Origin of the sequence: Nonomuraea mangrovi (assembly GCF_042681425.1) — a bacterium.
Taxonomy (GTDB): Bacteria; Actinomycetota; Actinomycetes; order Streptosporangiales; family Streptosporangiaceae; genus Nonomuraea; species Nonomuraea mangrovi.
The window spans coordinates 170,130-193,591 of record NZ_JBHUFV010000068.1 but is presented as its reverse complement, the minus strand read 5'-3'; the positions used below and the strand labels follow the sequence as shown (position 1 = coordinate 193,591).

Annotated in this window: 22 protein-coding genes and 1 pseudogene; 7 read left to right on the top strand and 16 right to left on the bottom strand. The window is 69.6% G+C overall.

The features are described from left to right. Positions 1–148 precede the first annotated feature (148 nt). On the top strand, positions 149–1,501 hold the full coding sequence (locus ACFSKW_RS44665; RefSeq protein WP_379580678.1) for a leucine-rich repeat domain-containing protein: 1,353 nt from the start codon (positions 149–151) through the stop codon (positions 1,499–1,501). A gap of 213 nt (positions 1,502–1,714) precedes the next feature. Here the strand turns inward: ACFSKW_RS44665 and ACFSKW_RS44660 are convergent, their stop codons facing one another. Then, positions 1,715–2,095 carry a nuclear transport factor 2 family protein gene (locus ACFSKW_RS44660; RefSeq protein ID WP_379580677.1) on the bottom strand — a complete coding sequence of 127 codons (381 nt, stop codon included), beginning with the start codon at positions 2,093–2,095 and terminating at the stop codon, positions 1,715–1,717. Positions 2,096–2,182: 87 nt separating this feature from the next. On the opposite strand from ACFSKW_RS44660, the gene ACFSKW_RS44655 reads away from it, so the two are divergent. After that, entirely contained in the window at positions 2,183–2,974 is a 792-nt protein-coding gene (locus ACFSKW_RS44655; protein WP_379580676.1) for a helix-turn-helix domain-containing protein, read from the top strand. Positions 2,975–3,088: 114 nt separating this feature from the next. Here ACFSKW_RS44655 and ACFSKW_RS44650 read toward each other — a convergent pair. The 7 genes and pseudogenes from ACFSKW_RS44650 to ACFSKW_RS44620 form a co-directional block, all read right to left on the bottom strand. Then, positions 3,089–3,145, bottom strand: a pseudogene (locus ACFSKW_RS44650) (TMEM175 family protein); the annotation flags it as partial. Positions 3,146–3,199: 54 nt separating this feature from the next. Next, positions 3,200–3,865, bottom strand: a complete 666-nt coding sequence (locus ACFSKW_RS44645; protein ID WP_379580675.1) for an SDR family oxidoreductase — start codon at positions 3,863–3,865, stop codon at positions 3,200–3,202. A 218-nt stretch (positions 3,866–4,083) separates the two neighbouring features. After that, on the bottom strand, positions 4,084–4,821 hold the full coding sequence (locus tag ACFSKW_RS44640) for a VOC family protein (protein ID WP_379580674.1): 738 nt from the start codon (positions 4,819–4,821) through the stop codon (positions 4,084–4,086). Positions 4,822–4,987: 166 nt separating this feature from the next. Further along, positions 4,988–9,847 carry a DUF4132 domain-containing protein gene (locus ACFSKW_RS44635; RefSeq protein WP_379580673.1) on the bottom strand — a complete coding sequence of 1,620 codons (4,860 nt, stop codon included), beginning with the start codon at positions 9,845–9,847 and terminating at the stop codon, positions 4,988–4,990. 22 nt (positions 9,848–9,869) lie between these two features. Continuing rightward, positions 9,870–10,109, bottom strand: a complete 240-nt coding sequence (locus ACFSKW_RS44630; protein ID WP_379580672.1) for an FAD-dependent oxidoreductase — start codon at positions 10,107–10,109, stop codon at positions 9,870–9,872. Positions 10,110–10,121: 12 nt separating this feature from the next. After that, positions 10,122–11,750, bottom strand: a complete 1,629-nt coding sequence (locus ACFSKW_RS44625) for a multicopper oxidase family protein (protein ID WP_379580671.1) — start codon at positions 11,748–11,750, stop codon at positions 10,122–10,124. Further along, entirely contained in the window at positions 11,743–12,093 is a 351-nt protein-coding gene (locus ACFSKW_RS44620) for a hypothetical protein (RefSeq protein ID WP_379580670.1), read from the bottom strand. Before ACFSKW_RS44620 ends, ACFSKW_RS44625 begins: the two co-directional genes overlap by 8 nt. Positions 12,094–12,288: 195 nt before the next feature. Here ACFSKW_RS44620 and ACFSKW_RS44615 point away from each other — a divergent pair, with 195 nt between their 5' ends. The 5 genes from ACFSKW_RS44615 to ACFSKW_RS44595 all read left to right on the top strand — a co-directional run bounded on the left by ACFSKW_RS44615 (position 12,289) and on the right by ACFSKW_RS44595 (position 16,217). Further along, entirely contained in the window at positions 12,289–13,191 is a 903-nt protein-coding gene (locus ACFSKW_RS44615; RefSeq protein WP_379580669.1) for a LysR family transcriptional regulator, read from the top strand. A 61-nt stretch (positions 13,192–13,252) separates the two neighbouring features. Further along, on the top strand, positions 13,253–13,471 hold the full coding sequence (locus ACFSKW_RS44610) for a hypothetical protein (protein WP_379580668.1): 219 nt from the start codon (positions 13,253–13,255) through the stop codon (positions 13,469–13,471). Positions 13,472–13,511: 40 nt separating this feature from the next. Further along, positions 13,512–13,952 (top strand): YybH family protein, encoded by a 441-nt coding sequence (locus ACFSKW_RS44605; RefSeq protein WP_379580667.1) that lies wholly within the window; start codon positions 13,512–13,514, stop codon positions 13,950–13,952. A gap of 814 nt (positions 13,953–14,766) precedes the next feature. Next, the gene (locus ACFSKW_RS44600; protein WP_379580666.1) at positions 14,767–15,240 is read left to right on the top strand and encodes a VOC family protein; all 474 of its coding nucleotides are present in this window, start codon (positions 14,767–14,769) and stop codon (positions 15,238–15,240) included. 62 nt (positions 15,241–15,302) lie between these two features. Then, a complete protein-coding gene (locus ACFSKW_RS44595; RefSeq protein ID WP_379580665.1) occupies positions 15,303–16,217 on the top strand; it encodes an NAD(P)H-binding protein in 915 nt (304 codons plus the stop codon). A gap of 92 nt (positions 16,218–16,309) precedes the next feature. Here the strand turns inward: ACFSKW_RS44595 and ACFSKW_RS44590 are convergent, their stop codons facing one another. From ACFSKW_RS44590 to ACFSKW_RS44555, 8 genes are all read right to left on the bottom strand, one after another. Further along, positions 16,310–16,936, bottom strand: a complete 627-nt coding sequence (locus ACFSKW_RS44590; protein WP_379580664.1) for a DUF1707 SHOCT-like domain-containing protein — start codon at positions 16,934–16,936, stop codon at positions 16,310–16,312. A gap of 245 nt (positions 16,937–17,181) precedes the next feature. Next, positions 17,182–18,546: a serine hydrolase domain-containing protein gene (locus ACFSKW_RS44585; protein WP_379580663.1), complete on the bottom strand. Its 1,365-nt coding sequence runs from the start codon at positions 18,544–18,546 to the stop codon at positions 17,182–17,184. A 311-nt stretch (positions 18,547–18,857) separates the two neighbouring features. Then, positions 18,858–20,066, bottom strand: coding sequence for a cytochrome P450 (locus tag ACFSKW_RS44580; protein ID WP_379580662.1), 1,209 nt, complete (start codon positions 20,064–20,066; stop codon positions 18,858–18,860). Positions 20,067–20,443: 377 nt separating this feature from the next. Beyond that, entirely contained in the window at positions 20,444–21,205 is a 762-nt protein-coding gene (locus ACFSKW_RS44575; protein WP_379580661.1) for an ABC transporter permease, read from the bottom strand. Between the two features lie 9 nt (positions 21,206–21,214). Next, complete coding sequence (locus ACFSKW_RS44570; protein WP_379580660.1) at positions 21,215–22,021, bottom strand: ABC transporter ATP-binding protein; 807 nt, start codon at positions 22,019–22,021, stop codon at positions 21,215–21,217. Further along, positions 22,021–22,434: a DUF1048 domain-containing protein gene (locus ACFSKW_RS44565; RefSeq protein ID WP_379580659.1), complete on the bottom strand. Its 414-nt coding sequence runs from the start codon at positions 22,432–22,434 to the stop codon at positions 22,021–22,023. Before ACFSKW_RS44565 ends, ACFSKW_RS44570 begins: the two co-directional genes overlap by 1 nt. A gap of 2 nt (positions 22,435–22,436) precedes the next feature. Beyond that, positions 22,437–22,766: a PadR family transcriptional regulator gene (locus ACFSKW_RS44560; protein ID WP_379580658.1), complete on the bottom strand. Its 330-nt coding sequence runs from the start codon at positions 22,764–22,766 to the stop codon at positions 22,437–22,439. 165 nt (positions 22,767–22,931) lie between these two features. Continuing rightward, entirely contained in the window at positions 22,932–23,057 is a 126-nt protein-coding gene (locus ACFSKW_RS44555) for a hypothetical protein (RefSeq protein ID WP_379580657.1), read from the bottom strand. Between the last annotated feature and the right edge of the window lie 405 nt (positions 23,058–23,462).

Sequence of the window (23,462 nt, the reverse complement as noted above, 5' to 3'; positions counted from 1 at the left end):
CGGCCCGGATGACCAGCCGGTTCCGTCCCTCCGAAAGCCCAGCGCAGACCCACCTTGGCGGCTGGCGCGTTTCTTGACGCCACCCCGCCCCGCTGTTGTGATCACTTTCTTGATCGGACGTCGGTGCCCCGCCGTATGGTGTCGTGGCATGACGATCAAGCCGGAACCCCCAGACCTGACCGCCCAACGTCGCCTGCTGGCCTCCGCCTCCCCCACCCGCGCGTGGAAAGCCGTCCGCACGCTCGTGCTCGACGGCCGGGACGAGGCCCTCGCGCTGGCCGTCGAGTTCGCCGAGATCGCCGAACCGTCCATGGACATGCTGCTCGCACTCTGGTTCCAGGCGCCGTCCCCGGACGGCTTCGCCGAGCGCATCCTCGCCCCCGCCCTCGCCGCCGAAGGCCGTACCGCATTACAGCTGCGCAAGCGCGACTCCATCACCGGCCTGCGCCACCTGACCATGCTGCGGTCCCTGCACCTGGACCACTGCAAGAACCTGGCCGACCTTTCCGAACTCGCCGCGCTCACCGGACTGACCAACCTCGACCTGGACGGCTGCGCGGCCATCACCGACCTCACACCGCTGGCCGGACTCACCGCGCTGAAGAACCTCAGCCTCACGAGCTGCCGCGGGGTATCCGACCTCTCCCCTCTGCTCGGCCTGTCCGGCCTGCGCCGACTCGATCTGCGCAGCAGCGGCGTGAAAAGCGTCGAAGGAGTCGGCGACGCCTTCCCGGAGTTGGAATACCTCAGTCTCGACAACTGCCGGTTCATCGAGGACGTGCAGCCTCTGTCCGGACTACGCCGCCTGACCGAACTGGAGCTGTCCCGCACCAAGATCCGAACCATCGCCGGACTGCGCGACCTCGGCTCCCTGACCGAGCTGGCCATGCACTGTCCCCGCCTGACCAGCCTCGACGGCATCGCCGCCATGCCCGCCCTGCGCAGGCTGTGGCTCAGCGGGTGCACCAACCTGAAGAGCCTGGACGGCCTCGGTCACCATCCCCACCTCACGAGCCTCGGCCTGCCGAGCGCGCCGCTCCCTGACCTGCGCCCGCTCTCGCGCCTGCCCGCCCTGAGCAAAGTCGCCATCGACAAATTCCAGAAGCTCGCCTCACTCGACGGGCTCGAGGGGCACCCCTCGATCACGGAGGTCGAGCTGTGCTACGCGGACGACCTGCGAGACTTCTCCGCCCTCGCCCACATGCCCGCCCTGCGTGAACTGACCCTTCAAGGCCTGAACCAGCTCAGCGACCTCACACCGTTCTCCGGACTCTGGCAGTTGGAGCGCCTCGATGTGGTTTTCACCGACCTGCGCACCCTCGGCGAACCCATGAACCTGCCTGCCCTGCGCACGCTGGACCTCTACGGCTGCCCCGCGCTGACCGACCTGGGAACCCTCGTCGACCTGCCCTCCCTCAAGGAGGTCATCGTGCAGGATTGTCCCGCGCTGTCGCCCACCCTCATCTCGGACCTGCGAGCCCGCAACCTCCTTGTCAGCTGAGCCCCTCAAGACCTCCTGGGAAGGTTCAGAATTCCCACGGCGCGGCATGAGCCACGATCGGCACCGGCGCGATCGGACTCACCGAGGCTTTCCGGCCGACCGTCGGCTCGATGACGGGCATGGGCGGCCGTGGTGTCCGGCTGTCGCCGCCCTGCACACGCCCGAGGACGAGAACCATCGTCGAGAGGTCACGACTCCAAGCGCGGCGTCCGCTCACAACATCCCGTGGGGAACCTGCGCCGCTTCCGGCACCGGCTGGACGACATCCCAGTGCTCGACGATCTGCCCGTCGACCAGCCGCCAGATGTCGACGACGGCGATGCCGCGCGGGTCGTCGGCCGTGGCCATGCGGTAATGCATCACCACGTGATCGTCGTCGGCGATGACCCGCTTGAGATCGAGCCGGGCGCGAGCCACCGGAGCCTCGGCGATGAACGCGATGAACGCCTCCCGCCCGGAGGGGTTTCCCGGGCTGTGCTCGATGAAGTCCTCGTGCAGGAGGGTGCGGAGCACATCGATGTTGCCCGCCGCGAACTCGGTGAAGCCATGAAGGGCGAGTTGCTTGTTGCGCGCGGCCTTGCTGCTTTCGCTCATGCAGCGACCGTCCCAGCCGCCGCCCGGCCCTGTCGATTACATGGCATGTAATCGTGGTGATCGACGAGGCGGGGCCATAATCGCCGCATGATGCAGGACCGGCCGGTCGGTGAGCTGCTGCGCGAGTGGCGGCACCGCAGAGGACTCACCCAGCTCGATCTCGCGATCCAGGCGGAGGTGTCCGCCCGGCACGTCAGCTTCGTGGAAACGGGACGGACCATTCCCAGCAGCGCGATGGTGTTACGGCTGGCCGAGCATCTGGGCGTGCCGTTGCGGGAACGCAACCGCCTGCTGGTCGCGGCCGGGCACGCGCCCGTCGTGCGGGAGCGGCCGCTCGACGATCCGCAGTTGGCCTCGGCGCGAGAGGTCCTGGAACAGATCCTGCGGGGGCACCAGCCGTATCCGGCGCTGGTCGTAGACCGTCGCTGGAACCTGCTGTTGGCCAACACGGCGATCGACGTCTTCCTGGAGGACGTCGATGCGTCGTTGCTGCGGCCCCCGGTCAACATGATGCGGCTCGGCCTGCATCCCGGTGGGTTCGCATCACGGCTGTGCAACCTCGGGCAGGTCCGTGCCTACCTGCTGCCCCGGCTCGCCCGCCAGGTGGCGCACACCGGTGATGCGGAGCTGAGCGCACTGTATGAGGAACTGCTGTCCTACGGCCCCGAAGGTGATCCGGCACCGCCCGATCCCGCCGACATCGCGCTGCCCATCCGCATCCGCCATCGCGGAGCGGAGCTGTGTTTCATCAACACCGTCACGACGTTCGGCGCCGCCTTCGACGTCACGCTGGAAGAGATCGCCGTCGAGGCGTACTTTCCCGCCGATGACGACACCACCCGCTTCTTTCGAACAGGAGCCGGAAGGCCCTCGGGATGAGGGCTGCGCACGATACCGTCCGGCTTCAGCAGCCCGGCCCGGTGCCCGTACGTGACGCTGGCCGGCAGCATCACACCGAATGGGGCTCTGGTGGTGCACGGCCTCGACCACCGGCGTGTGCAACTCCAGGACCAGCAGTGTCATGGCGATGGCGAACACACCGTCGCTCAGCCCTGCGAGCCTTCCGATGCTGCTACCGGAGAAAGTGGGAGTAGAGGGCGGACATCAGTTGGGCTGGCCGGTCGGGCGCACGACGACTGTGTTCACGTCCACGCCCGCGGGCTGGGCCAGCGCCCAGGCGATGGCGTCGGCGATGTTGTCCGCGGTGAGCAGCGGCCCGGCGGGGCGGCCGTCCGGCCAGAACGAGGTGTCCACGCGGCCGGGCGCGATCAGCGTCACGCCGACGCCGTCGCCGGTCACGAGCATGCGGGTGTTCTCGGCGAGCGCGGTCACCGCCCACTTCGTCACCGAGTACATGTTGCCCGGCGAGTGGATGAATCCGGCGACGCTGCCGACCAGCACGATCCGCCCGCGGGTCTCGCGCAGCGCGGGCAACGCGGCCTTCACGAGCAGGGCGGGGCCGAGCACGTTGGTGAGGACCATGTCGCGCAGCCGGTCCGGGTCGGTCTCGGTGAGCGGGCCGTGGGTGGAGAAGCCGGCGTTGGCGACGACGTGGTCGAGTCTGCCGTACTCCTTGACGGTCGCAGCCACGGCGTCCTGTACGGCGTCGTAGTCGGTGGCGTCCCCCGGCAGGCGCAACACGCCGGGCACCCCAGCGAGCCTGGCCTCGTCCCGGCCGGTGACGGCGACCGCCTGCCCGTCCGCGACCAGCCGCTTGGCGAGGGCTAACCCGATGCCGCTCGCTCCCCCTGTGATCAACGTTGACTTCACGCGCCACACAGTAGGGGGCACAGCACACGAGCGGCCAATAAATCGGCTTATGGCAGATCCCTCGGAAACCGATCAGTCATGGCGAACCCAAGTCTCCAGCATGCCCACGAGCGCCGAAGGCTCATGGGTTCCCTCCAGCAGGTTGCGGCCGAGGCGATCGACCTCCTGGACGGTCGGCATGTCCCGGGGCTTGAGCAGCAACCGAACGGCCGGTGGCGTCAGCCCGGGGTGAGGACGCAGAACTCGTTGCCCTCCGGGTCGGCGAGGCACATCCATGACACATCGCCCTGGCCGACGTCGGCGTCGGTGGCGCCCAGAGCCCGCAGCCGGGCCACCTCCGCCGCTTGATCGTCACCGCGGTACGGCATCAGGTCGAGATGGACACGGTTCCACACGGTCTTCACGCCGGGCGTGCGAAGGAGCTCCAGATATGGCCCGACGCCCTTGGCCGAACGTAGCACCGCATGATCGTCGGTCACCTCGTGCACGGTCCAGTCCATCGCCTCGCCCCAGAACCGGGCCATGGCTCGCGGATCAGCGCAGTCGACCACCACACGGGCGATCGGCCCGGTGTCCCGGTAGATCGATCGGGGCTCCAGCACGCAGAACACGTTGCCCTCCGGGTCGGCCAGGACCGTCCACGGGACGTCGCCCTGGCCCACATCGGCGGACGTCGCACCGAGCTCCTTCAGGCGCGCGACCAACTCCGCCTGATGGGCCGCCGAGGTGGTGGCGAGATCGATGTGCACGCGGTACTTCACCGTTTCGGGGTCCGGGACGGTGACGACATCGACGCAGACGGCGACGGGGTCCGGCCAGACGAAGCCCACGGGTTCGACGTTGGTCACACCGGGTCCCTCGCTGGAAACACCCCAGCCGAGCGCCTGCGCCCAGAACCGGCCGAGCGCCGAGTCATCCCGAGCCTTGAAGTTCACCTGAACAAGTCGCAGCGCCATGCCGCCCAACCCTATGTCCAGGCAGATGAGTGTGATGAATCAGGATCAGCACGCTGACCCAGCTGGTGGCGCGCGAACGGGAACGGGCCACGCGGGAGCCGCATGACACCTTGGTCGCGCTGCTCAGGGCGCAGCAGCCCCCGGCCCCCGCACACCGCCGGGAACGTCACTCCAGCCGGGCCGCGGCCTCCAGCGGCGCGGACGAACGGAGGAAGCGCAGGTCCTCCATGACCAGGGCGACATCGGTGGCGCCGCCACGGCGGAGGGCCGGGGCCAGCGCGTCCAGGTCGGACCAGCGGGACGGGCGGAGGTGGACGCGGTAGCCGTCTCCGGCGGGCTCCAGGGTGAGGGCTTCGCCGATGGCGAGCCTGCTCTCCGGGAGGTGGGCCGCGGTCGCTCCGGCGGCTCGTTCCAGGGCGGCGACCGAGGTGACACCGGCGGCGATGGGCAGGGTCGTGTCCGGGCTGGTGACGTGTTCGCGCAGGTCACGCAGGCGAGCGGCGGCGGTCGTACGGGCGGGGCGGTCCTTGGGCAGGCGGTCGGCCAGGAGCCTCACAGCGCGGGCGATGTGACCCAGCGGCGGCACGGACGGACGCTCGCCGAGCAGGGCGATCAGCGCCTCCAGGGCGTCCTCGGCACCGGAGGCGAGGGTGACCCACTGCTCCGTGCTGAGCGGGGTGAGCCTCGGGTGGCGTTCCGTCCAGTACGCGACCGCCCGGTCCAGGTCGGGGCCCGTACGCCAGAGGTCTGCGGGGTCGTCGGGCATGAGCAGCTCGACGACTTCGACGGCCTCGTCGGTGGTGGTGAGCGCCTCCAGGGAGAGCGCGGCGATGCGCAGCTCGATCTCGGTCAGGTCGAGTTCGCGGGCGCGGGCGGCGTCGCCCTTGCGGAAGGCGGCGACGCGGCCGCGCGCCCAGCCGTCCGGCCAGGAGAGCGTGCGGGCCGAGGTGGACAGCAGGATCAGGCACTGGGCCGGTGACAGGCCGGTGGCCTCGGCGAACGCCCGTACGGTCGCCTCCCGGTCCACGGGCGGCGGACCGTTCTCGGCGATCAGGTCGAGCGCCCGCCGGAGCCGGTCCTGGTCGCCCCAGCCGCGGCAGGTCCGCAGCTCGACGGCGCGGTTGCGGGTGAACAGGAGTGGGTTGGGGCCGTCCGGGGTGTAGAGGAGCGCCGTGACGGCGTACCCGTGCCCCACCCGCTCGTAGTCGGCGACGGCGGCGATCATGATGGGGCCGCTGCCCGAGCGGATCTGCCCGAGGTCGTACTCCGGGCGCAGCCGGGCGACGTGCCAGGTGCCGTCGGTACGGAGGAGCTCGGGGACGGCGGCCAACTCCAGAAGTTGCGGGCGCCCGCCGCCGTTGCCCCACGCGGCCTCCAGGACGGCGGCGCCGAGGCGGCCCAGCGTGTTCTCGACCCCCTTGACGGCGGGGGCGTTGAATATCGCGATCTTCTTGTCGTACGGCACATCGACGGCGGCACGGGTGAAGTGGACGATCCTCTCGTACGCGGACTCAGGCCCCGGATCGTCCGGCTCGGGGGACTTCTCGGACCGGACGGTGGGGGCCGCGGAGGCGGGCGCCGGGCGCAGGTGGGGCGGAGGGGCTTGCGCCAGGCGTTCCAGCAGGGCGAACGCGCGCTCGCGGCATTCGACGGCCGTCCACACCAGGAACGTGACGCCCTTCCAGAGCGACTCGTCGGTGATCTCCGGCAGGAGCGGGTGGAGCCGTCCCGCCAGCTCGTCGCGGGCGGCGTCCTTCTCCTGGTACCCGCTCTCGGGGTCCAGCACCCGCATGAGGTCGGCGCCGAGCGCGGCGTCCGCGACGTCGATCAGGGCCTGCGCCTTCTTCTCGTCGACGGCGCGCAGCGCCCTGGATCCTTGGGGGTCGCGCGGCCGCATCGCCGACCACCGGCCGGGAGGCGCGACCAGGCGGGTCCCGGATGCGTAGCGGTGGTGCTCGACCGTGCTGATGTTCTCGGCACCGTCGTGCTCGGGCACCCTGCCCCAGCCGCGGACGTAGCGGCCGATGGTCCGCCCGGCCGGGTCCCGCAGCTCGATGATCCGGCCCTGGCCGCGCCACACGGTGGCCTCGGCGCCACCGGGAAAGGCGACCCGTTCGCCGTCGGCCGGTACGACACGGCGGGCGGCGGGGTGCGCGCTGCCGTGCGGGCAGTGCGGGCCGCCGTGGTTCAGTACGGTCACCCGGCCGTTCACCGCGATCAGGCAGCGGTCGTAGAGGTCGCGCGCCTCGGTCCGTTCGTGGGACCGGCTGGAGATGTGCTCGTACGTGCCGAAGCCGTGGGACGGGCCGACTGCATCCGGTGTGACGACGGAGGCGCGGAACTTGTGCTCCCAGAGCCGGCCGGACTCGATCAGGAGCAGGTCGGTGCCGCTCTCTTCCAGGTAGTCGGTGATGGTGTTGACGTGGCCGGGGACGAAGGCGGGCAACTCCAGTTCGTCGAGGACGCCGCCGCCCAGCGTGGTGGCGAGGGCGCGGGCCGGGTCCGTCCCTGTCGCGATCGTCCGGACGCTGTCCAGGAGGAAGCCGGGGACTCCGGCGATGGTGAACCGTTCGGCGTCGCACAGGGCGGCGTGCGCGTCCGGAAGCCCTTGACCTGGGACCCGCTCGGCATGCTCGGCCAGGATGGCGGCGACAATCTGCGCCGTTCCCTGTGTCGCGGTCAGGGCCCGTACGGTCTCGGGGGCGGTCTGCTTCGGGACGGCGGGCTCGGTGACGTTGAGCTGGTTGGTCACGTTGCCCACGATCGCGTCGCGCAGCAGCGGAGCCCAGTCCGGGTCGGCGGCAACGGCGGCCAGGTCGGTGCCCGCTCCGGAGGCGAGCCGGTCGTACAGCTTGAACGTGTGCAGCAGCCGGGGCCGCGCGAGCGGGACGCCGCGGTCCAGGAGGAGATCGAGGAGCGGGAGGTCGGCGGCGGTCTCCTCCCAGCGGTTGACCTCGTCCTCGTCCACTCCCAGTACCGCCTCATGGTCGTCGCAGGTGAGGCCCTCCGCGCGCAGCCGCGTACCGGCGTCGTGCAGGAGGTCGCCGAGACCGGCGACGGGGAGTGCGAGCCCCGCGTACAGCTTCAGGAAGCGGCCGAGCCAGTCCTTCGCCGCCGCTCCTGCCAGCCCGGGGGACGTGGTGAACGGGGCGGTCAGGCCCGCGCCCGCGAGGTTGGCGAGGAGGACCGACACTGCCGCGCTCTTCGCCTCGGGGATGTCCTTGGCGGGCAGCGGCAGGATGCCGAGGAGCGCGCGGCCGATGCCCGCGTCCGCCCGTGCCATCGGGCCGAGCAATGGAAGGACGAACTTCCAGAGGGCCTGCGGTGCCGAGTCCATGCAGCCGCTCTCCAGCACTGCCCGTACGGCGCGTTCGTCCTCGAGCCCGCCGAGCGCGTGCCCGGCGGCCTTCGCCAGCGCCGCCCAGCCGTCGGCCAGTGCCAGCGCGCCGTCCGCGCCGTCCGGGACTTCCTCGCACCACTCGGTGAGCAGGCTGCGGTGCCAGCGGTACGCGCCGGGGGCGGGATGGCGGGCGGCGAGCCGCTTGCCGTGCTTCTTGAGCGTGGCCGTTCCTGCGGCGTCCGGTCCCGCGGCGAGGTGCGCCGCGACGAGCGCGGCCTCGTCGACCGGCAGCGCGTGCGCGTCCTCGGCGGCGCGGGCCTTCTCGAAGAAGGCTGCGGCGAAGCGGGCGCTGCCCGCGGCGGCCAGGATCCGCGCGCACTCCTCGTAGAACGGCGGCAGCAGCTCGGGCGCGTGCGTCTCCAGGTCGTCGCCGGTACGGGTGAGCGCGGTGCGCGCGAGGCCGGGCTTGCGGGCGGCCAGGCCGCGGGCCGCCCGCAGGTCGGTGTGCGCGGCCAGGATGCGGGCGCGGTGCGCCGGGTACCGGTGCAGGGCGGACGCGAGGAAGCCGAGTGGGCCCGCGTGCACGGTGCCGACGCCGGTCTCCGCCACCGGGTCCAGGTCGTACAGCGACTTCTCGGCCTTGTCGCCGTCGACGGCCGCGCGCCGGACGAGTTCGACGACCGGCTCGTCCAGGACGGAGTGCTCGTAGCGGACGGCGACGCACATGTCCTCGTCGGAGCCGGCGGGCGCGCCCGGCAGCACCGCCCCGGCGCGCAGCAGCACGTCGCGCGTCGGGCCGGTGATGCCGGAGGGCACCACGGTGCCGGGCTCACCTTGGTGGGCGTCGCAGTAGTGGGAGTACGCCTCGGCCGCCTCCACCACCGGCTCCGTCTCGTCCACGGTGCGGTCCGCGTACAGAGCCATGAGAATGCGCACGCCCTCGGACCAGGCGATGTCGCCGATCTCCCGGCCGCCCGCGGCGAAGCTCAGCCACGCCATGGAGGCCGGGCTCATCGGCCCGCTCCAGTCCAGGTCGATCTCGATGCCGAGCGGCTCGGGCGCGTGCACGGTGAACCGCGCCCTGTCTCCCTTGATGCGCCCGCCCAGCTCGTGCACGCGGCGCTCGAACGCGGCGCCGCTCTCGTACCGGGCGTCCATGTATCCGAAGGTGTCGACCACGCCGAACGTACGGTCCATGCTCGCGGGACGCGTCCACACCTCGCGGCGTACCTGCTCAACGACCTGCGCGAGGTTCCGTCCCCGCCAGGGGGGCAGCTCGTCGCCGAGCGTCAGCGGGTGCGGGATCGCGAAGGCGTCCGCGCCCGTCCACGCGCCCTCGCGCAGGAGCGCGCAGCGGCCGAGGTCCGGCGCGCCGTCGACGATCGGGGCGATGACCAGGTCGGTGAGCGTCTCGCGCCACACCGGATCGTCCCACACGGCCGCGAACACCGCGGCCGGGACGGGCAGCGACCGCACCATCCAGGACTCGACCCGGTCGTGCACCGCCCGCGCGTGCTCGCCGAGCCGGTCGCAGAGGGCGGCGAGCCGTACCGCGGTCGGATCCTTCCTGACGTTGGCGGGCACCTTGGCCAGCACGCGGCCCGCGGCCGTCCGGCAGGCGAGCACCGGCCGCCGCGTCCCCTCGACGGTCAGCTCGTGGCCCGTCGCGATTGCGATCCATCTCATGGCACGCCATTCTTGATCACCCCTAGGACATTCGGCGGGAAACGGATGATTTACCCGCAGTGACAGGGGCGTCGAGGTCAGCGGCCCCTGAGGTGCCCAGGAGGTAGCCCTTGGAGAGGACCGGGCGCTGGTAGGGCAGGTGGGGCTCGTCGCCGACGAGCGTGATCGGCCCGTCGTAGCCGTGCTCGAGGCGCAGGGCCTGGGCGGCCTTCGTGCCGGCGAGGCTCGCTCCGATGATGACGATCCCCGGATCGGCAGGCATGGCAGATGGCTCCTAGATGATCTCGAGGTTGGCCATCATGGCCATGTCCTCGTGTTCGGCGTTGTGACAGTGGAAGAGGTAACGGCCGCGGTAGCCGTCGAAACGGGTGATGATCTCCACTGCTTCGCCCGGCCGTAGGGAGACGGTGTCCTTGAGTCCCGCGTCGTGTGGCAGCGGCGGGCGACCGCTGCGCGACAGCACCCGGAACCCGACCAGGTGCAAGTGGACGGGATGGTGGACGTCGGCGACCAGGCGCCACACTTCGACATCGCCGAGTCGGGCGGTGACATCGGTGCGGGCGGGGTCGAACGGCAGCCCGCCGATCAGCCATCCGTGATCGCCACGCATCTGCCCGGCGCGGAAGGAGAAGTCGCGCACCTGGACGGCGTCCGACCGCCGCCAGGTCGGCAGATCGGTGGAGAGCGTGCGGGGGATGCGGCTGTCGTCGGTGGCGTGGCGTGCGATGCGGAAGGCCATCACGTCGCGGGTACGGCCCGAGCCGAGCCGATTGATGAGTCTGACGCGGCTGCCGACCGGGACACCGGAGAAGTCGACGATCACGTCGTAGCGTTCGGCGGATGCGATCGGCAGCAGCCGATGGGTGACCGGCGTCGCGAGCAGTCCCTGATCGGCGCCGATCTGGACGAGGTCCAGCCGGCGGCCGTCGTCGGTGACCGCTTCCAGTTCGTAGTGGCGGGCGTTGGAGGCGTTGAGGATGCGTAGCCGGTAGCGGGCCGTGTCGACCTCGTGTACGGGCCACGGGGCGCCGTTGACCAGGATCACGTCGCCCAGGACGCCGGCGAGGTACGACTCGTGCACGCCCGGCCGCTCCCGCAGGGTGGGGTCGAGTGCGGGATAGTCGAGGCTGCCGTCGGCGGCGAACGCGCGGTCGGCGATCATGAGAGGCAGTTCGCGGAGCCCCTCGGGCAGGCCGAGATTGTCTTCTGCGTCGTCGCGGACGATGTGCAGCCCGGCCAGGCCCCGCCAGATGGCGGGGGCGGTGAAGTCCATCCGGTGGTCGTGGTACCACAGCAGCGTCGCCCGCTGGTCCAGCGGGAAGGTGTAGTCCCTCGTCAGCTTGCTCACCACGGCCCGCGGATCGTGCATACCGTGCGAACCATGCTCGGAGCCATGCCCGGTGGGCATGGCGGCGTCGTGCCAGCCTTCGGGCAGGACGAGGTCGGTCGGGTATCCGTCGGAGGCTGCCGGGGTGTGTCCGCCGTGCAGGTGCACGACGGTCGGCACGGGCAGTTCGTTGCGGTGCGTCACGGTGATGGGCCGGCCGCGGCGCGACTCGATCGTCGGCCCTGGGAAGGTGCCCTCGTACGTCCACAGCGGCGTCTTGACGCCGGGCAGGATCTCCGCACTCGCTTCGCGCTGGGTGATCTCGTAACGGTCGGTGCCACCCGCTGTGCTGACCGGCGCCAGCACAGCGGGAAGCGGCAACGGTACCTGGAAGGCGGGCGGCAACGGCACAGCGCTGCGCAGCTCGGCACCGGTGATCGACGGGCGGCGGGCCAGCGCGGCCGAGGTCGACAGCCCGGTGGCCGCCATCAGCCCGAGCGCCCCGCCGATGCCCAGCACCCGGCGCCTGGTCAGGCCACGGGCACGGACGGACCGGCCCTCATCGTGCTCACGCATCGAGGCCCTCCCCCTGCGCACGCGTACTCCGCTGGAGCGGCCGGCGCCAGACCGCGATGAACTGCACGACGAGCGCGGCGACGGTCATCACGCCCAGCGGGATGTGCAGCCACAGCGCGCCGTCCAAGCCGGCGAAGTACTGCACCGTCTCGGCCTCCACCACCGCCATCGTGGCCAGGAACGGCCAGGCCTGACGCAGCCGGACCCAGACGATGATCGCCACGATCGCCTGCAGGTAGCCGATGGAGGTGACCACGTCGGCGCCGACCGCGTGCCGGCGCAGGCTGTCGAAGTCACCGGTCAGATACACCCCGGCGAACACCGGCTGGCCGACGATCGCCACCACGTGCGCGCTGACAACGGCCCGGAAAGCCCACCCGGTCGGCCTCGTCCGATGCGCGGCAGCGGATCCCAGGCTGCTGGTGACCATGAAGGGTCCTCCTCACTCTGATCTCCGTACGCGAACCCATCCGAAGCTATGACCCATGAGCTATCTTGTCTAAGATCAATATTGCTATGGCGTTATGTGTGTGGAGGCATGATGGAGCTGAACACGCTCAAGCAGTTCCTGGTGGTGGCGCGGCTGGAGCACCTCAGCCGGGCAGCCGACGAGCTTCACATCGCCCAGCCGTCGCTGAGCCGTACCATCGCCCGGTTGGAGAGCGAGCTGGGCGTACCGCTGTTCGAGCGCAGCGGCCGGCTCCGGCTGAACGACACGGGCAAACTCTTCCGCGACCACGTCGAACGCTCCCTCGGCGAACTCGATGCGGGACGACGCGCCGTCGCCGAGGCCACCAGCCAAGGCTTGGGCACCGTGAGACTGGCGTCAGAAACCTTCCTCACGCTCACCGGGCCGCTGGCGGCCTACAAGCGCGCCCATCCCTCCGTCGAGATCGAGCTCCACTGGTCGTCGGCCGAGGACATGGCCCGCCGCCTGCGGGCCCAAGACGTTGATCTGTGTGTCGCCTCGCAGCCGATCCATGCCGAGGGCCTGGAGGCCACGCAGCTGTTCGATGAGGCGGTGGGGGTGGCCGTGCCACTCGATCACCCGCTGGCGGGCCGCGCTTCCGTACGCATCGACGAACTCGCCGGCCAGCCTTTCATCACCGCCCGCAAAGGGCACTGGCTACGCCGGCTGCTCGATCGGCTCTTCGCAGCACGAGACCTCACACCGAAGATCGTCTGCGAAGGTGACGAGCCCGCCGCCATCGCGGACCTGATCAGCGCAGGACTCGGCATCGGTCTCGTCCCCGCCTTCGCCCGCCGCAGCGCCACGCGGGCCCCCGCCGCCTGGATCGCCGTCGACAGTCCCGACTGCCGTCGCGCGGTCACCCTCTATTGGGGCGTCGACAGCCACCTGTCGACCGCCGCCCGCCTGATGCGCACCACGATCACCAGCTGGAACTGGATCGCCGGCGAACCTCAAGACAATCGCCGGTGATCGCGCTCAGGACCGGCGAGCAAACCATCCAGGAATCTCAGGCGAGACATGAAGGAGACCGATGAGCGACCTGGAGGCCATCGCCGACCGGATCGAGATCGAGACGCTGCTCGGCGAGTTCACCGATGCCGTGATGATGCGACTTCGACGGCCGTGCGTCTCCGTTCGCACCCGACGACGTGTTGGCGGGCTCAGGTTCGTCGCTCGACGCGGCAGGAGCGTCCTGACCGTAAATGCCGTGAGCCTGACATCCCCGGGTGCTGTGTCGTCGTACCTGTGAGAAGCCAAGATTCCACACCGCATGGAAGGGACGGGCAGCGATGCCTACTCAACGCGAGATAGATGAAGCCAAGATTCGGCAGCAGGTCGACAAGATGATCGAAGGGCTCCGAGCCAAGGATCTCGAGGGCCTGAAGCAGCTTTACGCAACGGATGTCGTGTCCTTCGACGTCGAGCCGCCGCTGCAGCATGTAGGGATAGCGGCGAAATTGAAGAACTGGGCGAACGTGTTCACGTTCTTCCATGATGTGACTTACGAGGTCCGCGACCTGACGCTCACCGTGGGCGATGATGTGGCATTCGGGCACTGCTTCGGCCGGCTGAGCGGCACGCTGAAGAACGGGACGGCGACGAGCGGTATGTGGGTCCGGGTCACTTTCTGCTTCCGGAAGATCGACGGCAGTTGGTTGATCACGCACGACCAGGTTTCTGTGCCGCTCGATATTCCGAGCGGCAAAGGAGTGACCGACCTCGAGCCCTGACGGGCGGTTCTGCCCGTTGAGCCACTGACCTGGTTTCGCAGGCCGGGGGCGCGGCGGTGCTACTGCCGATGGTTCGTGCTGCCCGGGCATTACCGGCCGAGCAGGTCCGCGCAGATGCGGCTGACGATCGTCGTCAGCCAGGCGCTGGGAGCTCGACGGCGTCCTGCTGTTGCCGGCACAAGCCGCGGGCGTAGGTCTCGTGGACGAGTTCCTCAGCGTCGACCAGCGAGTTGGAGGAGCCGCACCCCCGGGCTGTCCCGTCATGCCGCGACAACCTGACCGATCGAGGCCCGGACGGCGCCGCCTACGACATCGACCGCGCCGGCAGGCGCCAGCCAGGGCTGGGTTTCAAGGACTTCCCCGGACGGCCGTGGATGATGACGCGGGGAGACGCGGAATCGGCCAGGGACAGCACGCCAAATATTGATGAGAAGTCCTTAGATGTCGCTTGAGGGAGTCCGGGGGAGGAAACGAGACGCCCAGGAAAAGAGGGCGAAACAAGCACAGCGCGCGATCTGATGAGAGCGGTCAGCGAGTCCGTGAGCGAGGACGACACAGTCCTCGACTCCGCCGCAAGCTTCGGAACGTCCACGTGGAGGCGCTTCCGGTGGTCCGGAGGGACGGTCAGCTTGAGGCGATCCCTGCCTACCGTGACGCGGCTCGGTACGAGCTCATCGACCGCGGGGGCCGATCTGCTCGCCGACCGCGACCACCAGGTGCTCGTCGGCGCCTGGGGCTAGCCCTGCCGGGATGCGGGCGCGAATAACCGGGGCCGCCTGGTGGATCCACTTCCCGACCTAAAGAGAGACACCACATGGACCTCAAACTCGAATTCATCGTACTGCCCGTCTCCGACGTCGATCGGGCCAGGAGCTTCTACGAGGCTGCGGGATTCCGGTTGGACGTCGACCAGACATTCAGTGAGGACTACCGGCTCGTGCACCTCACGCCACCCGGCTCAGAGTGCTCGATCATGTTCGGCAAGGGCCTCACCTCCGCCGCCCCCGGCTCCGCCCAGGGCCTGTATCTCGTCGTCGACGACATCGAAAAGGCCCGCGCGGAGCTCGTCGGCCGGGGCGTCGAGGTGAGCGAGATCTTTCACGACGGCGGAGGGCTCCTTCACCACGGTCACGACGCCGACGGGGTCGTCCACCGTGGCCAGGGCCAGGAGCGGCTGGCCGGCCCGCACCCCGACCGTGCCTCCTACGCCTCCTATGTCACCTTCCGTGACCCGGACGGCAACGGCTGGGGACTGCAGGAGGTGAAGCAGCGGGCCCCCGGACGGTGACAGCACGTTGATCGCACCTCCACTCAGACACTCAGCTACTCAGCTACTCAGGAGAGCGACCGATGGTTGCCGGCAACCTTGTTCTCATCGCTGGCGCCGGTGGCACGGGCCGTACGGTGCTCGACCAATTGCGCGCGCAGGACGTGCCGGTGCGCGCGATGGTCCGCCGTGATGACGAGCGTGCGGCCGAGTTGCGCGCCCTCGGCGCGGAGGTCGTCGTCGGCGATCTGACCCGACCCGAGAACGTCGCGGCCGCGCTGGAGGGTGTCGGGCGGATGTACTTCGCGATGCCCGTGTCGCCTGACCATCTGCTGGCGGCGACCGTGGTGGCCACCGTGGCGCGGGAACGCGGGGAGCTGGAGGCTCTGGTGGGCATGTCACAGATGGCGGTGTCGGAGATGGCCGCCACCGGCACCGGCACCGCGGAGTCGCACCAGCACCGGCTGCACTGGCTGGCGGAGCAGGTACTCGACTGGTCGGGCCTGCCAGTGGTCCACATCCGGCCGACGGTCTTCCTGGAAAATCCGCTGTTCACCACGCTGGCGGCCCGGTCGATCCGGGAGAACGGCACGATCGCGCTGCCGTTCGGCACCGGGCGCACGGCGCCGGTCGCCGTGGACGACGTTGCCCGGGTGGTCGCCACCGTGCTCCGCGACCCGGCTCCGCACATCGGGCACGCCTACGAGCCGGCCGGGCCACGCATGCTCGACATGACCGAGATGGCCGAGGAGTTCTCACGGGCATTGGAGCGCCCGGTGTCCTATGTGGACGTGCCGCTGGACCGGTGGCGGGCCGAGGTGCTCGCCAAGGCGGGTCTGCCGCCGCACGTTGAACAGCACCTCGCCACCATCTTGGTCCGACTGCACCAAGAGAACCGTTACGACGCCGCGTCCGACGACGTCGAACGCGTGACGGGCGTACCCGTCCAAACGATCGAGGCGTTCGTGGCCGCTCGCAGGGACTTCTACCTGGGCTGAGCCGGGTGTGAGACGCCTCGGCCGCGCACTGGCCGCGGCGATCGCTTGTGCTCTCACCCCGGCCACGGGCGTCTCATGGCCGGCTGCTCTGCTCAGCGGCGGAGCGGCGGCGCCTGCCACCGGGTGTCGAGCCGGCCGTGCCGCATTCGGCCTACCAAGCGGACGTGCAGCGTCTCCGGCGTGCTGTCGCCCCCGTCCCTGCTGATCGCCAGCGTGCTGTGCCGCACCGACAGCTCGTTGGCGTCCACCACCATGCCCGGCGCGAGGACCAACTCCACGGTGCCGCCGTTCACCCGCAGCTCGATGACCAGCTCGGGCGCGCTTTGCACCGCGCTGGTCAGGTCCAGCACCACCTCGCACCACGCGGTGCGCAGCGCCAGCCGGTGTGGCAGCGTCCACCGGCCCTCACGACGCACCGAGCCGTGACGCTCCTTGATCGTGAGCCGTTCGGCGGCCGGCGTCCCAGCGTGCGGAAGCGTGAGTGCGACGTCGCCGCCTGGCACCGCGACCAGATCGGTGATGAGCGGGGCCAGCGCGTCGATGGTGCGGGCGGTCAGCGCCGCGTCCAGCCGCTCGTCGAACTCGACGGGGTCGAGCCGGCCGTCGGCGACGGCGATGCGCAGCAGTTCGGTGACGCGGTCGCGGTCCGCATCGGACGCGCGCAGCGCGGGTGAGCTGGACTTCTCCAGACCCTGCGCGTGGGTCGCCTGTCTCGTCATCGGGTTCTCCCTTCGTTAGCCCGTGGCGGTGTCACTCGCGGGACACCCGCACCTCGGTGCCGGACTCGTCGACGTCGACGATGGCCTCGCCAAGCTCCTCGATGTGCTGTGCTGACGCCTACCGGCGCCTCCTGGACGCTGATCTCCCCCGCCGCAGGCGGTCGACGACGCCGACGCCGGGGATGGCGTGCCGGTCTGCCGGCTCCCGCAGGGTCTCCTGGGGGTCCGTCACGCGAGGGCTGTCGTCATCCGAGGCAGGACCGGACGGCCCTGGCCAGGTTCGACGCCCGCGGGTCGTCGGGCCGGAAGTTCCAGAGGTTCGTGACGTAGCCGAAGCCGACACCGGCATCGGGGTCGGCGAAGCCGATCGATCCGCCGGAGCCCGGGTGGCCGAACGACCCCGACCCGGCCATCGGCAGCGGCGGGCAGGCCCGCCAGAACCCGAGCGACATGTAGAAGGAGCGGTCAGCCGGGATGTTCAGCCCCGGCGGCAGCCCGTGCATCGGCGTCTTGTCCGTCTGGACGGCTGTCATCTTCTCGACTGTCGAGGGATCGAGCAACCGCACCCCGTCGACGTCGCTGACCGTGGCGGCATACATCCGCGCCAACGATCGCGCGTCCGCGAGCATGTTCGCGGCTGGGAACTCAGCCGCGCGCCAGGCACGCGTGGTGTGATAGTCGGACGTGTTGTCCAGGGCGCCGCCGAGCTCGCCGGCGCGGGCCTGGACCGAGCCCGGACCCCACACGGCCTTCACCCATGCGGTGACCGTGTCCGCATCGAGCCCGGTGGTCGCGATCAGCCCGGCCGTCAGCTCCTCCACGCTGAACGGAGCGGCGTAGTGGATCCGGGCCACCCGTTTCTCCTGCTTCTCAGGCAGCCCGATCCAGGCGCTCAGTCCGAGCGGGGCGGCCACCTCCTCGGCGAAGAACCTGCCCAGTGACTGGCCGGAGATCCGGCGCACGACCTCCCCGACCAGGAACCCGAACGTGACGCTGTGGTAGACGTGCTCGGTGCCCGGCTGCCAGAGCGGCTTCTGCGCCTCGAGCGCGCGGATGACCGGGTGCCATGCGCACGCCTGCTCGAACGTCAGCGGCCCGTCGACAATCGGCAGACCTGCCTGGTGTGACAGCAACCAGCGCACCGGGATCTGCTCCTTGCCGGCAGCGCCGAACTCCGGCCAGTACTGGGCCACCGGGGCGTCCAGATCCAGTTCACCGCGCTGTGCCAGCATGTGGGCGCAGATCGCGGTGGCGCCTTTCGTCGTGGATGCGACCTGGACGATGGTGTTCTTGCGCCATGGGCGGCTCGCCTCGCGATCGGCGAGGCCGCCCCACAGGTTGACGACGGGGCGGCCGCCCACGTAGACGCTGCACGCCGCGCCGACCTCACCGGGGTGTCTGAAGTTCGCGCGGAACACGTCGGCGACCTTCCCCCAGCCGTGCTCGACACCGTGCTCGGCATCGTCACCGCCACCGCGTACGGAGGCGTTGCCGCGGCCGGTGAGGGCGGCGTGTGCGCCGGCGAGCGCGCCGGCACCCACCACGCCCTTCAACACGGTTCTGCGCCCGACATGTCCCTGTTCGGGTGTCCCGCTTGTCGTATCTTCCATACCGTATTCCTTTCTCAAGACCTGAAATGTAGGAATTTGCACTTCGATCGACCGGGACGGTCCGTGTCACTGGATCGGTGCGTTGCGGCGTGCCAGGAGTGCGAGCAGCCTTCGTCGAAGGCGCACACGGGCGGCCGCCGGTTCCATGCCGTCGTGTCGCTCCGGCTCGCCCTTGGTGGTCCTGCCGCGGAACGCGAGCCGCCCCCGTCAGGGGGCGACCGGAATACGGGCACAAACGGGCCGCGGACGCGATCGCCGCAGGCGAGCAGCCACAGCGGCCGTGGGCGACCTCACCGGTCACCGGCTCGCGATCACGCGTCCCAGGTGACCGGGAGGCTCTTCACCCCGTAGATGTCGGCGGCCTCCGGGCGCAGGGCGACCTCTTCGGCCGGTACGGCCAGGCGCAGCGTGGGGAAGCGGTTGAGGAGTGCGGGGAAGGCGACGCGCATCTCGACGCGGGCGAGTTGCTGGCCCAGGCACTGGTGGACGCCGTGGCCGAAGGACATGTGGCCGCCGTCCTGCCGGTGGAGGTCGAGCGTGTGAGGGTCGGAGAAGCGCTCGGGGTCGCGGTTGGCGGTGTTGAGGGACAGGATGACGGTCGTGCCGGCCTTGATGGTGTGGCCGCCCAGCTCGATGTCCTCCAGCGCCACCCGGTAGAACTGCTTGGCGACGCTCAGGTACCGCAGCAGCTCCTCCACCGCCTGGTCGGTGAGCGTGGGGTCGGCGCGTAGCGCGGCGAGCTGCGCGGGGTTCCGCAGCAGGGCGAAGGTGCCCAGGGCCAGCATGTTCGCGGTGGTGTCGAACCCGGCCGCCAGCAGGATCAGGGCCATGCCCTTCAGTTCCTCGTCGGTCAGGTCGCTGTCGGTGAGTTCGCTGAGTATGTCGTCGGTGGGGTTGGCGCGCTTGGCGGCCACCAGTTCGGCGAGGTACTGCTGCACCGAGGTGTAGGCCGCGATCAGGTCCTCGTCGTCGGTCTCCCCGTTCATGAACTTGTCGATGTTCTCCTGGAAGGAGCCCCGGTCCTCGTACGGCACGCCCAGCAGCTCACAGATCATGATGGCGGGGATGGGCTTGGCGAACGCGGTCACCAGGTCCACCGTCGGCCCGGCCTGCTCCATGGCGTCCAGATGCTCGGCGGTGATCTGCTCGACGCGCTCGGTGAGCAGCCGCATCCGCCGTACGGTGAACTTGCCCACCAGCGGCTTGCGGTAGCGGCTGTGCTGTGGCTCGTCCATGAGGAGGAACTCCCCGGGCGGCGCCGGAGGGACCTCGATGTCGCCGTAGTCGATCAGCGGGTGGTGGCTCATGAGCTCCTTGCGCGAGCTGAACCGCGAGTCGGCCAGCACCGACCGGACCAGGTTGTAGCCGGTGACCAGCCACCCCTCGTGCCCGTCGGGGAAGGGGAAGCGGCTGATCGGGCTGTGCTCACGGGCCTCAATCAGCTCCTTGGGCGGGTCGAAGGGACAGCCGGACTGACGCGCCGTCGGCATCGTCGTGACGGTGTGGAGGGATTCAGTCATGATCTTCCTTGTCTCGCGATAGGACGTGTTGTGTGAAGCTCGAAGGGTGCGTTGCAAGGGATATGCCGATCCGCGTCGGCGGCGGCGTGCGTCGCCCCGGTCCACCACGACATCGGGGTGACATCAGTACCTGGTGGGGGGATCGGCCCACCCACGATGGAGGCCGTTCGTCACTCGCACCGGCAAGGGTCAGCGGCTGCCGCATGCGCTCTGGGTGGTCCGCTCACAGCCCGGTGCTCATCCCGCGCCAACTCCTGGAAGCCTCCGCCCGGCAGCGGAGACAAGCCGAGGAGGGGCTGGGCTTGTTCAGGGCAACCGCGCCGCGATCCGCCTGTCCGCCACGCTCATCGAGATCAAGCCGAGCCCGGCGATACGGCCTAGGAGATCTTGCGCCGGTAGGTGTTCATGGCGAAGACGTACGCGACGATGAGGATGCCGACACACCAGGCCAGGGCGATCCAGATGTCGGTGCCGACCGGCTGCTGGGTGAACAGGTCGCGAAGGGCGTTGACGATAGAGGTCACCGGCTGGTGCTCGGCGAAGAAGCGCACCGGGCCGGGCATGGTGTCGGTGGGCACGAACGCCGAGCTGAGGAACGGCAGGAAGATGAGCGGGTAGGAGAACGCGCTCGCGCCGTCCACGGACTTCGCGGTGAGACCGGGGATGACGGCGATCCAGGTCAACGCCAGGGTGAACAGGATCAGGATGCCGGCGACCGAGAGCCACGCCAGCACTCCCGCCCCCGAGCGGAAGCCCATGAGCAGGGCGACGAGCACGACCACCACGAGCGAGATCAGATTGGCGACCAGCGAGGTCAGCACGTGCGCCCACAGCACCGACGACCGCGCGATCGGCATGGACTGAAAGCGCTCGAAGATGCCGCCCTTCATGTCCATGAACAGCCGGAACGCGGTGTAGGCGATGCCCGAGGCGACCGTGATCAACAGAATGCCGGGCAGGAGGTAGTTCACATACGAAACCGACCCTGTGTTGATGGCGCCGCCGAACACGTAGACGAACATCAGCATCATGGCGATCGGCATGAGCGCGGTCGTGACGATGGTGTCCACGCTGCGCGTGATGTGGCGCAGGGAGCGTCCCAGCAGGACGGCGGTGTCGCCGAAGAAATGCTTGCTCATCGTTGCTCCTTACTTGCGTACCGAGATGCGGTGTTCGCCGGTGTCGCCGTCCTTGCCGTCGGCGCCGACGAGCGCGAGGAAGACGTCCTCAAGCGTCGGCTGCTTCTCGACGTACTCGACCTTCGCGGGCGGGAGCAGCTGCTTGAGCTCGGACAGGGTGCCGTTCACGATGATCCGGCCCTCGTGGAGGATCGCGATCCGGTCGGCGAGTTGTTCGGCCTCGTCCAGGTACTGCGTCGTGAGCAGCACCGTCGTGCCCTGGGCGGCGAGTTCCTTGACCGCCTGCCACACCTCGATGCGCGCCTGGGGATCGAGCCCGGTCGTCGGCTCGTCGAGGAAGACGACCGGCGGGTTCCCGATGAGGCTCATCGCGATGTCGAGGCGGCGGCGCATGCCACCCGAGTACGTCGACACCTTCCGCGTGCCGGCGTCGGTCAGCGAGAAACGCTCGAGCAGGTCATCGGCGATCTTGCCGGGATTCTTGAGATGCCGTAACCGGGCGACCAGCACGAGGTTCTCCCGCCCGCTGAGGATCTCGTCGACGGCGGCGAACTGTCCGGTGAGGCTGATGGACTCCCGCACGTCCGCAGCCTGCGTGGCCACGTCGAAACCGTTGATGCGGGCCGTGCCCGCATCGGCCTTGAGCAGCGTGGACAGGATCTTCACGGCCGTGGTCTTGCCCGCCCCGTTCGAGCCGAGCAGGGCGAAGATGCTGCCCCGCGCCACGGAGAAGTCCACGCCGCGCAGCACCCGCAGTTCCTTGTACGACTTCTCCAGGCCTTGCACCTGTATCGCCTGGGCTTGCTGTGTCGTCATCACTCTGTCCTGTCTTGTCGTGTGGTGTCTTCGCCGGCGGCGCGTTCGATGGCGCTGGTGAAGCGGTTCCGCTCCCGGCTTCTCCACTGTCCGGCCGGATAGTTGGCCACGAACGCCTCGACGAACTCCACGGGGTCTTCGCCGAAGATGTCGCGGATCGGGGTTCCGTCCGCCGCGCTCTGTTCGAACAGATCGACGAGGTCCTCGTACATCGCCATCGCGCCGGCGCCGTCCGCCGGTCCGAGGAGCATCAGGTAGCGCTCCAGCGCCTCGGCCGCCGTGCGGTAGTTCTGGGGAAGCTGCTTGATGCGCGCTTTGTACTGCCGGTAGCGCCGCTTGTCCTCCAGCGGCCCGGTGACCATCTCCAGGTACTGCAAATAGCGGCTCTTCGGCTCGTTCGACTGTGCGGCCATGTCTACTTCCCTCCTGTGCGGAGCTGTTCGAGCCTCTCGGCCAGGAAGCTCCAGGTCCTCCAGAACTCTTCGAGGTACTCCCGTCCCTGAGCGTTCAGGGAGTACACCTTGCGCGGGGGCCCCTTCTCGGACGGGACCTTCTCCACGTCGACCAGTCCGCGCTGCTCGATCCTGACCAGCAGCGCGTAGATGGTGCCCTCGGCGATATCGGAGAAGCCCTGATCGCGCAGCCACGCCGTGATCTCGTAGCCGTACGCGGGCCGGCCGGACAGGATCGCCAGGACGATGCCCTCCAGCGTTCCCTTGAGCATCTCGGTCACGAGCTTGCCCATGGACCACCTCCTTTCAGCTACCTCGTACCGCTAACTACCGGTATAAAGTAACACTGACTACTGGTACTTAGCAACGCCGAATAGCTGAGGCGCAAGCCGAGACTGCAGGCGTGTGGATGGAGGCGACCTGATCGTTGCTCGTGAGCGAGCCCGCCACCGCCCCCCTTAGGGGAAGACGTACTGCGTCAACGCACCGGAGAGTTCGATCCTCGGCTTCGCCGTCGCGGACGCGGCGGGAGCGCCTGCGGCGACGGGTGCGGCCGCGAGCGCCGCAATCGCTGACCTGTTCATGGCATCCACCATCGCCGGCCACGCTGATACCGGGCCGCCACCGTGCTGACACGGCCGCTGACACGACACCGAGGCAGACCTGATCGCCGCCGGGACCTTGGCCGGCCTTGCGTGCCTCCCGATGCGGCAGCGCGCAGCACCTGCAGCGTCTTGTCTGACTTCTCCGGGCCCCTGCACGTGAATCGCGGACCCGTCGTCACGGCTCGTCACCCGTGACGCGATCGATGGTGGTGGTCAGCCGTTCACGCTTGCGGCTGATCCGCTGACCTTCGGGGTGGTTCGGCGAACTTCGCAGGGGCCTCCCCGACGACTTCGCGGATCGGGGTTCCGTTCGCCGCGCCCTGCTACGGCAGGTGCGGCCTCGGGAGGGTGTTCCAGCACCCCCTCGGGGGTCCGCTCCACTGG